Source organism: Pedobacter terrae (genome assembly GCF_900100705.1).
GTDB classification, from domain to species: Bacteria; Bacteroidota; Bacteroidia; order Sphingobacteriales; family Sphingobacteriaceae; genus Pedobacter; species Pedobacter terrae.
Genome location: NZ_FNCH01000012.1, coordinates 150725 through 165554 on the forward strand (window position 1 = coordinate 150725; position 14830 = coordinate 165554).

The 14830-nt window shown below is 40.8% G+C and carries 8 protein-coding genes; 6 read left to right on the plus strand and 2 right to left on the minus strand.

What is annotated here, in order from left to right; translation table 11 throughout:
• Nucleotides 1-260: 260 nt before the first annotated feature.
• Nucleotides 261-2186 carry a glucosamine-6-phosphate deaminase gene (gene nagB / locus BLR60_RS16005; RefSeq protein ID WP_090501587.1) on the minus strand — a complete coding sequence of 642 codons (1926 nt, stop codon included), beginning with the start codon at nucleotides 2184-2186 and terminating at the stop codon, nucleotides 261-263.
• A gap of 150 nt (nucleotides 2187-2336) precedes the next feature.
• On the opposite strand from nagB, the gene BLR60_RS16010 reads away from it, so the two are divergent.
• From BLR60_RS16010 to BLR60_RS16020, 3 genes are all read left to right on the plus strand, one after another.
• Nucleotides 2337-3533 (plus strand): anhydro-N-acetylmuramic acid kinase, encoded by a 1197-nt coding sequence (locus tag BLR60_RS16010; protein WP_090501589.1) that lies wholly within the window; start codon nucleotides 2337-2339, stop codon nucleotides 3531-3533.
• Nucleotides 3534-3636: 103 nt separating this feature from the next.
• The gene (locus BLR60_RS16015) at nucleotides 3637-6771 is read left to right on the plus strand and encodes a SusC/RagA family TonB-linked outer membrane protein (protein WP_090501591.1); all 3135 of its coding nucleotides are present in this window, start codon (nucleotides 3637-3639) and stop codon (nucleotides 6769-6771) included.
• Nucleotides 6772-6845: 74 nt separating this feature from the next.
• Nucleotides 6846-8084 carry a RagB/SusD family nutrient uptake outer membrane protein gene (locus BLR60_RS16020; protein WP_244155680.1) on the plus strand — a complete coding sequence of 413 codons (1239 nt, stop codon included), beginning with the start codon at nucleotides 6846-6848 and terminating at the stop codon, nucleotides 8082-8084.
• A gap of 34 nt (nucleotides 8085-8118) precedes the next feature.
• On the opposite strand, the gene BLR60_RS16025 is transcribed toward BLR60_RS16020, so the two are convergent.
• Nucleotides 8119-8865 (minus strand): DeoR/GlpR family DNA-binding transcription regulator, encoded by a 747-nt coding sequence (locus tag BLR60_RS16025; protein ID WP_090501596.1) that lies wholly within the window; start codon nucleotides 8863-8865, stop codon nucleotides 8119-8121.
• 231 nt (nucleotides 8866-9096) lie between these two features.
• On the opposite strand from BLR60_RS16025, the gene BLR60_RS16030 reads away from it, so the two are divergent.
• The 3 genes from BLR60_RS16030 to BLR60_RS16040 are packed head-to-tail and all read left to right on the plus strand — an operon-like array spanning nucleotide 9097 to nucleotide 14621.
• Complete coding sequence (locus tag BLR60_RS16030) at nucleotides 9097-12180, plus strand: SusC/RagA family TonB-linked outer membrane protein (protein WP_244155681.1); 3084 nt, start codon at nucleotides 9097-9099, stop codon at nucleotides 12178-12180.
• Nucleotides 12181-12188: 8 nt separating this feature from the next.
• A complete protein-coding gene (locus tag BLR60_RS16035; RefSeq protein WP_090501600.1) occupies nucleotides 12189-13799 on the plus strand; it encodes a SusD/RagB family nutrient-binding outer membrane lipoprotein in 1611 nt (536 codons plus the stop codon).
• A 24-nt stretch (nucleotides 13800-13823) separates the two neighbouring features.
• Nucleotides 13824-14621: a DUF4397 domain-containing protein gene (locus tag BLR60_RS16040; RefSeq protein WP_090501602.1), complete on the plus strand. Its 798-nt coding sequence runs from the start codon at nucleotides 13824-13826 to the stop codon at nucleotides 14619-14621.
• The last annotated feature ends 209 nt before the right edge of the window (nucleotides 14622-14830 follow it).

The window sequence follows — 14830 nt, forward strand, 5'->3', positions numbered from 1 at the left end:
TTCGACCGTAGTGCCTGCCCGTACAGGCGTGGAGAAATCTTTAAACTAGATTCAAAGATCTCTCCATTTCGCTGCGCTAAAGTCGAGATGACGAATTTTTTGAGGAGTTTGTCAATGGTAACGCAGCGAAGGCACTTTTGAAGGTGTGTTTTTTATCGTTATCCAAGCTGCTTTTCTGTGATCATGACCATTTGAACTTCGCAGATTGGCAAAAAAAATCCTGCTTTGTACTAACAAAGCAGGATTTGGTATATTTTAAGCTAGTCTTCAAATTTCCAGCGAACAAAAGCTTCCATCGCTTCGTATTCTGCCAGTCCAAGCTCGTCATAAGCTTTCGCTGTATCACGGTTACGGTCTTCAGCGCGTTGCCAAAACTCTCTTGAGTCATCGCCAGGGAAAACTGCCCTGTCTTTCTGACTTTGGTGTTTAAAGATGGCATTTCTCTTGCGTTCCAGTTCTTGCGGAGAAATTGGCACCGCCATTTCAATTTCATACGTTTCAAATTCGTGCCATGCACCGCGGTACATCCATAACCAACAATCTTGTGCCCAGGCTTCAGTTTTACGTAAGCGTTTTAACGCTTCCAGGATAATTTTGAAACAAACAATATGTGTTCCGTGAGGATCTTCAAAATCGCCGGCGGCATAAACCTGTTGAGGTTTTACTTGCTGCAATAGGGCAACTGTAAGTTCTATATCGGCATCAGTTACCGGGTTTTTCTGAACCTTACCACTTTCATAGAAAGGAAGTGCCTGGAAATGGATGTGATCATCCTCTAAACCGCAATATCTTGCGCCGGCAATCGCTTCGCCTTTTCTGATCAGCCCTTTAACGGTTTGGATCTCAGGAGTGTCGATCTGGTTTGGTTTTTTCTGCTCCATAAAGGCTCTCATTTTATCATAAAGTTCCTTTAGGTGCGTATTATCCATACCCATTTTCTCTGTAAAATCTACGTTAAATTCCACAAAACGAAGGGCATCATCATCCCATACCGCCGTATTGCCCGAGGTTTGATAAGCTACATGTACATTATGTCCCTGATCAACCAACCGTAAAAAAGTACCGCCCATCGAAATTACATCATCATCTGGGTGAGGAGAGAAGATAATAACATTTTTCTGAGCTGGTTCTGCCCTTTCCGGACGCTGTGAATCATCAGCATTGGGTTTGCCACCCGGCCAGCCGGTTATGGTGTGTTGCAACTTATTAAAGATATGGATGTTGATGTTGTAAACCGGTCCTTTTTCAGTAGCCAGTTGCGCCATACCGTTATTGTTGTAATCGTCTTCTGTTAATTTTAAGATCGGTTTTTTTAATGTATTGGCCAACCAGATCACTGCCTTGCGGATCAGGGCATCTGTCCAAATACAATCTTTAACCAGCCATGGTGTGTCAAAACGGGTAAGTTCTGAAGCCGCAGGTGCATCAAGAATAAATTCTACATGATCTGAAAGCTGAAGGTATGTTGCCGGAACCTCGCCTGAAATTTCGCCTTCAACAGCTTTTTTAATAATGGAAGCTTTTTTACGGCTCCAGGCCATTAATATAATTTCTCTTGCTTTGAAAATTGTACCGATACCCATGGTAATGGCTTTTGTTGGCACAAAAGTTTTTCCACCGAAATCGCGTGCCGCATCACGGCGTGTCAAATCATCTAAAGTAACTAAACGGGTACCTGAATTTGGTGCAGAGCCAGGTTCGTTAAACCCGATGTGACCGGTACGGCCAATTCCTAAAATCTGGATGTCAAGACCACCTAGATCACCTATTTTCTTTTCATACTCCACGCAGAAAGCCGGAATATCTTCCAGTGCAAGCGTACCATCAGGGATGTGGACATTTTTTTTGTCAATATCGATATGATTGAAAAGGTTTTCGTTCATAAACGTAACATAACTCTGTGCCGCAGTTGGCGCCATAGGATAATACTCATCCAGGTTAAAAGTAATTACGTTTTTAAAACTTAAGCCCTCTTCTTTGTGCAGCCTAACCAGTTCGGCATAAACTGCAATCGGGGTAACACCTGTTGCTAAGCCCAGTACTGCAGGTGCGTTGTTTGCTTGTTTTGATTTAATGAGCTCGGCAATGCGATGTGCCACATTAATTGAAGCAATTTTTGGATTTTCGAACACGCTTACGGGTAATTTCTCGAAACGTGTCTCCTCCAGTAGATTTAATCTAGCCATTTTTTTTATATGGATTTTAATGTACGGAGCAGTAAATATAGAGAGTTATGCCCAATTTCTAACAAAGGTTATTTACATTTATTGCAAGTATTTACATAAAATTCACTCAAAAGGGGCAAAAAACGTTTGATTTTTTTAAGATAAACTCATATGAACAGGCAAATTCAAAACTTATATTCCAAAGCAGGCAAATCAGAACGGTTGATTATTGGATTGATGAGTGGAACTTCTATGGATGGACTTGATATTGCCCTCTGCGCGGTTAAGAAAAGTGGTGCCGAAACTGATATCAGGGTCTTAGAATTTAAAACCGGCGGTTATACGGCTGAGTTCAGGGCTAAAGTAAAAGCCATATTCTCCAAAAAGGAAGTTGATTTACAATTGGTTTGCCTGATGAACGAGCATATCGCAAACATCCATGCTCAATTAATTAATGAAGCTTTAGAAGAGTGGGGTTATAAAAACGAGGATATAGATTTTATTGCCAGCCACGGACAAACTATTTTTCATGCACCAAAATCTTTGCACCAACTGGCCGGTTATCCTAATGGCACGCTACAGATTGGCGATGGCGACCATATAGCCACTAAGACCGGGATTATTACCCTTTCTGATTTTAGGCAGAAACATTTGGCTGCGGGAGGTGAGGGTGCTCCCCTGGCCGTTTATGGAGATTATCTGATGTTTTCTAAATCGGGAGAAGATCGGGTAATGTTAAATATTGGCGGTATAGCAAATTTCACTTACTTGCCAGGCAGTACAGATGCCAGCGAAATTTTTTCAACGGATGTTGGGCCTGGTAATACCTTGATGGACCAGTACATGCAACAACATTTTAATCAATTCTATGATAAAAACGCAACAGTTGGGCTAAGTGGTCATTTAAATTCCAAACTATTGGCGGCATTGCTTAACTGTGATTTCCTCACACTGGATTTTCCTAAAACCACAGGGCCAGAATTATTTAACCTGGAATATTTATTGATTGCACAGGAACAATCTTCAACAACTAATCTAAGCAAAGAGGACGTAATGGCCACCTTGTGCCATTTTTCTGCAGAGACCATTACTAACGCGATAAAACGATGTTTTGGGCAGGAAGCCAAAGTGCAGGTATTTATGAGTGGTGGTGGAATGCACAACCCGCTGCTCGTTCAGCTTCTACAGGCCAGGCTGCCTTTGTGCAAGTTCCTAAGCACAGCAGATTTAAATATTAATCCCGATGCAAAAGAAGCTGTTTTATTTGCTGTTTTAGCCAATGAAACGTTGTGTGGTGAGCCAATTAATTTTGGCAACCGGCAAGGCGTTCCATCGGTTTGCATGGGTAAAATCAGTTTGCCAGCCTAGGTAAGCGCTATTTTGTAAATAGGCTTACAGCGGTTAAAAATTTGCTTTGTGTGGTATTTTGTTAAATTTGCTTTTAACACTAACTTCTAACAAACCAAATTTTATGGAAAAAAGTTACCTAAAATGGTCACCGGGATTCTTCGCAATTTTGTTGATCCCATTTCTGCTGCTGTTTAAAGAGGCGGCCCAGGCACAAAACAAGCGATATACCATAAGTGGTAAGGTTACTGATGCCGGAAATAACGGAGCCATCCCAGGCGTTGTAGTTAAAGTCCTCAGTACAAATTTAGTAACCAGTACCAACACTAACGGCGGTTATACTTTTGCAGTAGATTTAGCCCCCGGCAAATACCAGATCCAGTTTTCCTACGTAGGTTACAAGAGTAAAATCCAGGCGGTTGATCTTGGCGGCAACGATCAGGTTCAGTTGAGTGCTTCCTTAAGTGCCGATGCTGTAGGGCTTGATGAAGTAATTGTTACGGGAACATCGCAGGGAACCACCAGAAAAGAACTGGGAAGTTATGTAAGTACCGTTAAGGGCGATGACCTTAACAAAGCACCCAGCGGAAATGTACTTTCATCCTTACAAGGCAAAACTGCAGGTGCGCAGATCAGTCAGAATTCGGGCGATCCTGCAGGTGGATTATCTGTCCGTTTAAGAGGAATCAGTTCTGTTAACTCGTCATCAGAACCGCTTTACATTATCGATGGTGTAATTGTAAATAATTCTACCACACGCGTTACCAATACCTCTTCTAATTACGATGGTGGAAACTTTGTGGGAAGTATTGGTCAGAACAGGATGGTTGATATTAACCCCGCTGATATTGAACGTATCGAAGTGTTGAATGGAGCAGCTGCAGCGGCCATTTATGGTTCGAGGGCAAACTCGGGTGTGATCCAGATTTTTACCAAAAAAGGAGTAAGTGGTGCGGCTCAGGTTAATTTTAGCACCAGTTTAACGTTAAGCCATTTACGTAAACAGATTGAGGTAAACCAATCTCCGCTCAAGTTTGGTGGTTCGGTTAACACTTTTACCCAGGATGTTATACAAACCGCAGGCGATCCGGCAATGCTGCTCACCAATACCACGCCTGTTACCCGATATAATTATCAAGACTATATTTTCCAGTCGGCCACGGGTACTGATAATACCATATCGGTATCAGGTGGTAATGAAAATACAAAGTATTATACCTCTGCAGCGTATTTCAGTAATCAGGGGATTATTAAAAATACCGATTTTACCCGTTATAATTTCAGGGCAAACGTCGATCAGAAAATTACGGAGTGGGCAAAATTGAGCGCAGGTTTAAACTACATCCGAAGTTCCGCAAACGAAAAGCCAGATGGAAACTCTTTTTTCTCACCCATGAATTCTGTCACCATTATTGGTAATTTTCACGATATTTTTGCGAGAGATGCGAATGGAAATTTACTTGCAGTTGGCGAACGTGGCCGGGTAAATCCGGTTTCGGTAATCGAAGATATCAAACAGCGACAGGAAACCAACCGCATTATTGCCAATGCCAATTTAAAGTTGTACCCGGTTAAAAATCTGACTTTAGATTTTACACTAGGTGTCGATAATTCGGGCCAGAGCGGCTCAACTTATATTCCACCTTTTGCATATAATGTAAATCCTGATTTTTATGGCGGAGGTGCGGCACTGGATGGTACTTTGAATGGCTACGCCAGTGCAGCAACCAATAATGCTTTTCAGTTTAACAATGAATTTAATGCAACCTATCAGGCTAAATTGTCTGATCTGATTTCGTCAACCACACAGATAGGTTATTCATTCCAATATGAAAAAACAAGGTATCAGTTGGTAAACGGAAGAGGTTTGGCTCCTCTGATTGAAACGGTAAATGCTGCTGCAACCCAATTGCCCAGTATTGATGGGCGTACCGAGCTTTCAGTAAGTGGCGGTTATGTTCAGCAAAACTTTAAATACAAAGATCATTTCTTTGTTACTGGTGCGCTAAGGGTAGATCAGTCATCAGTTTTTGGATCAGCTAACCGCACACAGGAATATTTAAAAGGGAGTTTAAGTTATGTGCTTTCTTCTGCCGATTATTGGAAAAATTTAGGTGTTTCCGGTTGGTGGGATGCCTTCAAAATCAGGGCGGCGTATGGTGAATCGGGTAATTTAACCGGTATTGGCGCTTACGACAGGATTAATGCTTATGCTACCCAATCTTTTTTAGGAAGAGCATCTTTATTCTCTAGTGCAACCCTTGCTAACGAAAATGTGAAACCAGAGCGCCAGCGCGAACTGGAATTGGGAACCGATCTGTCTTTCTTTAAAAACCGCTTGGGCCTGCAGTTTAACTGGTATAATAAAAAAGTGAGTGATTTGTTGATTGCCAGCGTACAGGCACCCTCAACCGGGTTTTCAAGCTTATTGGATAATATAGGTTCATTAAGGAATAAAGGGATAGAACTGGTGCTGAACGGAACACCTGTTTCGGCCAAAGACTTTAAATGGAATACCTCGGTTATATTTAACAGAAACAGGAATACGGCGCTTGATGTAGGTGGTTTAAGGTTGTTCAGTACCAATCCGGGTGCTCCTGTGGCGATTATAAATGGCGAAGCGATCGGTGTTTTTTATGGGACCTTTTTTGCACGTAATCCAGATGGTAGTCTGTTAACTAATGCTAACGGTATTCCCCAGATAGAAAAAGGAATTCAAAACTCCGCTACCACATTTACCCCTCAACGTGATGCAAACGGTATGCCAACCGGAACGACTTTGCGTAAAGTAATCGGTAATCCTAATCCAGATTATAATATGTCGTTTGTAAACGATTTTACTTATAAAAGGTTGAATTTACATGTGCAGTTGGATGCTGTACAGGGAGGAGATGTATGGAATGCAGACTGGAGAACCCGCCAGGGTGTTGGAAGTGGCAAAATAGCCGAGCAAGAACAAATGGGATTATTGCCGAGGGGATATGTTGCCGGTGTTTATGCCATTGAAGAGTGGAGGATTGATGATGGCTCTTTTGTTAAGTTAAGGGAAATTTCGTTGAGCTATAATGTGGGTAAACTGAAATTTTTAAGAGACCTTACGGTAACCCTGAGCGGAAGAAATCTGATTTCGTGGGACAACTACAAAGGTTATGATCCAGAGTTAAATTCTGGCGGACAATCGACTATTCTAAGAAATATCGATTTCGGTTCGGTGCCTATTCCGCGTACTTTTAGTTTAGGTCTGTCAGTTAAATTATAATCGTTAAAGAAATTTTTATGAAAATTTTAAAAAATAATATTTCCACAAATATAACCTGTTTAACTCTTTCGTTAATGTTGTGCTTAGCTTCTTGCACGAAAGAATATCAGGATCCTTCAAGAGCAAAAACCGACGTAGCCTTAGGTTCGCAGCAAGGCTTAACCGCTGTAGCGATCGGTTTGCAACGGGTTTATACTTTAAGTAGAACGGGTGTAATGTTTAGTTCTATAGCTGCAAATGGCTTTGTAACCAATGAGTTCAGGTTGCTTAATTCAGGTAATATTCCTGAATTGCAGTTGAGTACGGGAGGCAGTGCTGTAGATGGAACAAATACCATTTTGTTTAATCTTTGGGCCAGTGCCAATAAAATTGTTTACGATGCAGATCTGGTAATCAGCAATGCTAATAATTTGGGGGATAAGAGCTACGCTGCCGGATTGATCGCTTATTCGAGCATATTTAAAGCGCTGGCCATTGGTAATATGGCGCAATATTGGGAGAAAATTCCAGATGGTACCGGGAAAAATGCAGCTTATATTACACGTGCAGCAGGCTTTAATAAAGCCATTGCAGTATTGGATAATGCTTTAACTGTTATTGCTGCAAATCCTATTTCTGCCAGTTTCTTAAGTAACGTACCCGCAGATGTAAATATTATAAATACTATACACGCTTTAAAAGCGAGGTATGCGCTGTTTTCGGGTAATTATACACTTGCCTTAACAGAAGCCAATGCGGTGGATCTAACAAAAGCCTCTTTTTTTAAATTTGACGCTACTTCGCCGAATATTCTGTTCAGTATTATTTCTTCCAATAATGTTTTTCAGCCTTTAAACGCGAATTTAGGCCTTTCCGGAGCAAATGTTCCTGATGTGGCAGATAAAAGGATCCCATTTTATACCCTCACGGCAGGATCGCCGGCAACCTTACGGATGAATGGTTTTGCTGCGGCAACTGCCAGCCCTTTTCCGATTTACTTACCTGGTGAGATCATTTTAATCAAAGCAGAAGCACTTGCAAGACAGCCGGACCTGACCAATTCATTAATTGAGTTGAACAAGGTAGTGACCAAAACTTCAGACCTTTTCGGAGTGGCCGCAGCATTGCCGCCATTAGTTGGCCCTTATACGCAACAACAATTATTGGATCTGATTTACAAACACCGTTCAATTGAATTGTATGCTTCAGGCTTAAAAATTGAAGATATGAGGAGGTTTAATCAGCCATTAACCGATCGTAAACGAAATTTTTTCCCTTATCCTTTTCAGGAAAGAGATAATAATACGAATACCCCTGCTGATCCAACTTTTTAGCAGATATAGAGAGTCCTGTTTTTATCGGGGCTCTCTATAAAATATTAAGTTCCTTAGCGCGGTAACTGGTTAAAGACTCATGTCCAATTTCCAGCTCCGTTATCAAATAACTAATACTTTCTATTGGACAAACCCTTAGTCTTAAGGCAATATCCAATTTCTCGGAGATGCAAAGCACGGCTGTTTTTTTTGCACAGGCTAACATGGCCTTTTTAAGTTGGTTAATTTCCCAATAAGTATCTGTCAAACCTTCATCAGGGTGGATGGCGCTGGTGCCCATCAAACATAAATCGGCCTTAATTTCTGATAGCTGAGTAATGACTTGTCCGCCGTAAGTAACTTGCGAGTTTTTAGAAAAAAGGCCGCCAATCAAAATCACTTCAATATTATTGTATTTGGCCAATTCTACCGCCACTAGCGGACTAATGGTAAAAAAAGTTGCTGATAAGCCCTGGGGCAGCAGCTTTACAAACTCCAAAATCGTAGTTCCGCCACCTGTTAAAATCACCATTCCATCCTTTATGAGCCGAACAGCTTTTTTGCCAATGGCAATTTTACTGTCGCGGGCATATACTGTACTATCATCAAAAGAACTATGATATGATTTGGATAAAGCACCTCCATGAACCTTATAGAGCAGGTTTTCGTCAACAAGTTCCTGTAAATCTCTTCTAATAGTATCTTCCGAGACATTGAGCAACTGCACCAGATCCGATGTCAATACACGGTTGTGCAAATTAATCTGTCGCATGATGAAGTCGTGGCGTTCTTTTTTCAGCATAGTGATGTTTGGTTTAAACGAAAGTATAAAAGATTTTTAGATTTTCTACATGTTGCGCGTTTTTGCGTGTTGGTGCGGTTTAATGTTGTTAGTTGACAAGAAAATCTTCGATATTATTTTTTTATCAGAAAAAATCGTCATATTTACTTAACTATGATTAAAAATGCGTGAATTTGCGTTTTTACTAAACTGGAAACAACTATCTCAGTAACCAAACTTTCTTGCTAACAAATGATGATGAAAAAACTACTTTTTAGTTTTATCGGTATTTTCATGCTGTCTGCTCAAATTTTTGCACAGCAAATTATTACCGGTAAAGTCAGCGCTGCTGACGGACCCATTCCTGGCGTGTCCATACGGGTAAAAGGGGGTACCACCGTATCCCAAACCAACAACACCGGTAATTATTCCATTAGAGCAGCCAAAACCGATGTTTTGGTATTCTCTTATATTGGATATAAGACTGTTGAGCGAGCTGTGGGTAATAATACAGCCGTTAATGTTACGCTTGTTGCCGACGCCAGTAACCTTAATGAAGTGGTGGTTACGGCTTACGGAATTGATCGTGATGCTAAATCGCTAGGTTACTCTACTCCAAAGGTTTCAGGAGCAGAAGTGGCAGAAACCCAGCGAAACGATTTTTTTGGCGGTCTACAGGGCCGGGTGCCAGGTTTATCGATCAACAGCACCAATGGAAATCCCGGAGCCTCCGCACAGATTGTATTGCGTGGCTTTGTATCCATTAGCGGAGATAATAATGCCCTAATTGTGGTTGATGGTGTGCCAATCAATAACAGCACACTTAATCAGACCAGAGAGCTTGTATCGGGTGCAGCAAATAAGGATCAGGATTATTCTAACAGGGGGATGGATATAAACCCCAACGATATTGAAAGTTATGTAATCATGAAAGGTCCAGAGGCCACTGCTTTATACGGAAGCGCTGGTGCCAGTGGTGCCATTTTGATTACCACAAAAAAGGGTAAAGCAGGGCGTGGAACCATCAATTACAATAATTCTTTTAGGATAGAGCAGCTGAATAAATTTCCGGAAATACAAACCAGGTATAATACAGGGATTTCTAATGGTGTTTATGATGGAGGTTCATCTAACTTTTTCGGTCCTGCATTTTTACCTAATACACCGCTATACGATAACATCCACAATTTTTTCGAAACAGGTTTCACTCAAAAACACAATTTATCATTTGAAGGAGGAACCGATAAATTCTCTTACCGCTGGTCTAATGAATATACCGATTCAAAAGGAACGATTCCTACAACAAGTTACACCAGAATTTCCTCAAGGGTAACCGCAGTTGGGACCATTTCACCGATTTTAAAACTCACCACTACCTTCAATTACATCAATTCCAACAATGATAAGGCTAATAAAGGTACTAACGGCTCTCTGTTACAATTGATGCGATTTAGTTCTGCCTATGATGTTCAGAACTATCAGGATGCCAACGGAAACCGGATTTTACACTTGGCGAGCATTTATTCAGAGTTTGATAACCCGCTTTGGGATGTGACTAAAAACGTAAATAATGATAAAGTTAACCGCTTAATTGCCAATACCAATATAGAGTTGACTCCTTTAAAATGGTTGCGTATTAATGGTATAATCGGGGCCGATATTGCAAATACCAAAGGACTGTCTGTATATCATGCCCAATCTTATCGCGGTTCCGGTTCTGCTGCTGCCCCAACAGGCGGTACGGTAATGACTTACAGCCAATTGGCGAAAATATTTAATGGATCATTAACGGCTTCAGCCAAACATAAATTTGGCGATTTTAACAATACTTATGTAATCGGTGCTACATTTAATGATTATAATTCTACCACAGATTCTCAGCGTGGAACGAATATGTACGATCCTAATTTTTACAGTATCAACAATACCCTGCCTTCCACACAGCGTGCACTAACGTATGTAAACCGTTACCGTACTGTGGGTGCTTTTGCGCAGGCCATTTTGGGATATAAAACCTTGCTTTACTTAACATTATCGGGCAGGATGGATGGTGCTTCACGATTAATGCCGAACAATCCATATTTTGCTTATCCATCTGCTAGTTTGGCCTTTAATTTCACTGATCTTGCTAGTGTTAAAACCGCTTTGCCCTGGTTGGATAATGGTAAGCTAAGGGCTTCTTATGCTTTAACCGGGAAAGAACCCTGGAGAGAATACTCTACAGGTACAAACTACGAAGCCAAAAGATTTACTGGTGGTGGTTATGCTTATTCAAACTACGGAGGTAACCCTAACTTAAAACCAGAGGTATCAGAAAATTTTGAAATTGGTACGGAAATGCAATTTCTGAAAAACCGCATCGGGCTGGATTTTAACTATTACAATCTATTAAGTAAAGATCAGATCATTAATCCGCGTTTGAGTTATGGTACGGGCTTCGTTTTAGAAATGATGAATGGTGGTACCGTACGCAACAGAGGTATTGAAGTGCAGTTAACAGGAACTCCGATCAGGGGAAAAGATTTTAACTGGAATACTACTTTGAATTTTACCCGAAACCGTGGGGTGGTATTATCACTGGCGAATGAACTTCCTGAGCTTTACGAATCTGATACATGGGTAGTTGGTGATATTAGAAGTGCGGTACATCCCGGGTATAGTACAGGTGCAATTAGTGGTACCAGGTTTGCCCGTAACGATAGGGGCGATATTCTGATCAATCCATCTTCAGGTTTGCCATCAGTTACTGATACCCAGTTTTATCCGATTGGCGACAGAAATCCAAAATTTACTTTAGGTTTTGTAAACAGGTTTAGTTACAAAGGCTTTAACCTCTCTTTCTTATGGGATTTCAGGTATGGCGGAGATGTAGTTAATGGTACTGAATATGAATCCTATAAAAAAGGAATTAGCTTGAAAACACTGGATAGGGAAGTACCCAGGATTATTACCGGTGTGCTGAACGATGGTTTGCAGAATACCGCAAACCCAACAGTTAATACCATTGCTGTAACACCATATTATGCTTCTAACTATTACTCTTTAAACGTTGCACCAGAGATGTTCGTGGAGAAGAATATCAATACAATCCGTTTGAGGGATATTACTTTGGCTTACGATTTTCCGCCGTCATTGGTTAAACGTATCGGATTTATCCAAAATTTTGGTGCTTTTTTCACCGTAACCGATTCGATTCTAATCACCAATTATTCTGGTGGCGATCCAGAAAGTAACTCCAACTCGCCGGGCGTAGGGGGCATAGGTGGTTATGGTATCGATTATGGTAATGTGGGCAAACCAATCGGTTTTAACATCGGATTTAGAGTTAAATTATAGTGAATAACATGAAAAAATTATATAAATTATATATTGCTGCAGCAATATTATTAATGGCAGGGGGTTGTAAAAAATACCTCGATATCAATACCAATCCTGCCGTGCCGCAAACCACTAAAGCAGAATTGCTACTTCCACCAATTTTATTCCAAATGACAAATGGAACGGCACAGGATTACCGTTTGCTTTGGAAGTTTACACAGAATATGATCGGTGCGTCAACAGATATTGCATCACTTTATCCCGAAAAGCACTCTTTTGTGGCCAATAGTGATAATGGAGGTGTGATCTGGAGGATGACTTATGTAGATCTTGGCTTGAATCTCGAGAATTTGATTAATGATGCAGTGGCCAACCAAAAATATGAATACGCTGCAATTGGTTACGCCATTAAAGCTTGGGCATATCAACAAACTACCGATCTGCATGGGCCAATTATTTTGGATGAAGCCTTTACGCCAGGGATGTTAAAATTTCCTTACCACGATCAGCCTGAGGTGTATGCAAAAGTTCGTTTCTATTGCGAACAATCGTTAAAATATTCTTTGCTGAAAAGTCCGTTAAATTATGCTACACAATTGGCCAGTGTTACCGGTGATGGGATTTATAAAGGAGACATGGCCAAATGGCGCAAATTCGTTTATGCCATTTATGCATTGCAGTATAGTCATTTAATCAATAAACCTGAATTTAAAACCATGTATGCCGATAGTGTGGTTAAATACACCAATTTATCATTTGCCAATGAGGCCGAATCTGCAACGGTTTACTTTTCAGCCGCCAGTCAGGATGATACCAATCCTTTTGGTCCAACTTTGGGTTACATCAATACTGCCGGAACAACTTCTACCTACTATGGAAGAATTTCTACAACCATCCTAAATTATCTAGCCGGTGGAGTGAAGGGAACACCTACGGTCAATCCAACAAGTTCGCTCGATCCGCGTTTGAGCAGAATGTTGCCTGCAAGTACAGCTACCGCTACTCTGGGCAGATATATTGCCGGTATTCCAACGCAGGGCAGCAGTACATCTGGCCTTCCCATTGTTTTTGGATCAATCCCTGCAGGTGCTACTGTTTATAATGGAAAATATATTTTTGCCGATGCGGCCAGGTATCCAATCATGACTTATTCGCAGTTGCGGTTTGCAAAGGCAGAAGCCTTATTTCTGCAGGGAAAAACTGCAGATGCCTATACTGCTTACAGAGAAGGTATTTCAGGGCATATGGTTTTTTGCAATACTTATGGACGTTCTTCCAAAACACCCGATCCATTAATTACCGATGCAGAAATCAACACCTATTTAAGTTCTACGGAGGTAGCGCAAAGTGCAGCTACATTAAGCCTGGCCGACATTATGGGTCAAAAATACATTGCGCAATGGGGCTGGGCAGGTTTAGAGCAGTGGACCGATATTAGGAAATACCATTACGATGCCAATGTTTTCAGGCAGTTTTATCAGATTCCTACAGCCGATCTTTTACTGGGAGGTAAATATGCCTATCGTTTTAGACCCCGTTATAACTCCGAGTATGTATGGAATGCTGAAGAACTCAGGAAGTGGGGTGGCTTAGAACCTGATTACATGACCAAAGAAACCTGGTTCAGCCAACCATAATTATTAATTTAGAAAGACATCAAGATGAAAATATTTTCTTACTTATTTGCAGGCCTGTTTATTACTGTAGCTTTAGCAGGTTGTACCAAAAATGTACTTGATTATGGTGAAACCGAAAAGTTGACCAGTGATCAGGCTTTGTTAAAGGTAAATTATGCCTCTTATTATTATAATAATAGAGCGATAGCTATTAAAATTAACGATAAAAGGGTAAGTAGTGTAATTACAGCACGCACACCTTTTCCTGGCGGCGGTTACAATACAGGGGGTAGTTCTACCGCCGATTTTCTGGCTGTAACTCCCGGGGATTTAAAATTATCTATCATCCTTCCTAAAAAGAAAGATGATGGTACAGACTCGCTGGTATTGTATAGTACAACTTTTCAGATCCAGGCTGGTAAAAATTATGTTGCCCACATTACAGATACTGCAGCCTTCACTAAAAATGTATTAACCGAAGAAAGTTTTATTAGGCCTGATACAGCATATTGTAAATACCGTTTTATTAACCTGATGCCTAATGTCCCTTCTGTAGATTTGTATTATGGAACCAGTGCTGCTGATAATACAAAAGACTCGCTGATTGCTGGCAATGTAAATTATTTAAGCATCAGCAATGAGATTAAATTAAGATCGGCACAATCAAAAACCTGGAAAATCAGGCCCGCCGGGGCGGCTATAACCACAGCAACGGTTTTAGCCAATTACACCAGCGCAAGCACATTTTTAAATCAAAGGGTATACACCATTTTTGCCAGTGGTTATAGTGGTATTGCTACTGCGCCACGGAGACCATACGTATCCTTTTTCCTGATAAGATAATTTTTAGGAAGGCTATCTCAAAATGGAGATGGCCTTTTTTGCTCTGGGAAGTTAAAAGTGCACTGATCGACAGTTTATCCTGAGTCATTTTGTTTGAATATGTTCACATATCCGGGTAATGGCCAAGCTTTTCTGTAAAAAGGCTGAGATGCTTTCTTTTACCAGGAAATTATTAGTGATATTTAGAGTAATGCAGCATTAACTGCGAT

Coding starts and splice junctions, on each gene's coding strand:
- nagB (WP_090501587.1), bottom strand. CDS start 2,186: ATGGCTAGATTAAATCTACTGGAGGAGACACGTTTCGAGAAATTACCC.
- BLR60_RS16010 (WP_090501589.1), top strand. CDS start 2,337: ATGAACAGGCAAATTCAAAACTTATATTCCAAAGCAGGCAAATCAGAA.
- BLR60_RS16015 (WP_090501591.1), top strand. CDS start 3,637: ATGGAAAAAAGTTACCTAAAATGGTCACCGGGATTCTTCGCAATTTTG.
- BLR60_RS16020 (WP_244155680.1), top strand. CDS start 6,846: ATGTTGTGCTTAGCTTCTTGCACGAAAGAATATCAGGATCCTTCAAGA.
- BLR60_RS16025 (WP_090501596.1), bottom strand. CDS start 8,865: ATGCTGAAAAAAGAACGCCACGACTTCATCATGCGACAGATTAATTTG.
- BLR60_RS16030 (WP_244155681.1), top strand. CDS start 9,097: ATGATGATGAAAAAACTACTTTTTAGTTTTATCGGTATTTTCATGCTG.
- BLR60_RS16035 (WP_090501600.1), top strand. CDS start 12,189: ATGAAAAAATTATATAAATTATATATTGCTGCAGCAATATTATTAATG.
- BLR60_RS16040 (WP_090501602.1), top strand. CDS start 13,824: ATGAAAATATTTTCTTACTTATTTGCAGGCCTGTTTATTACTGTAGCT.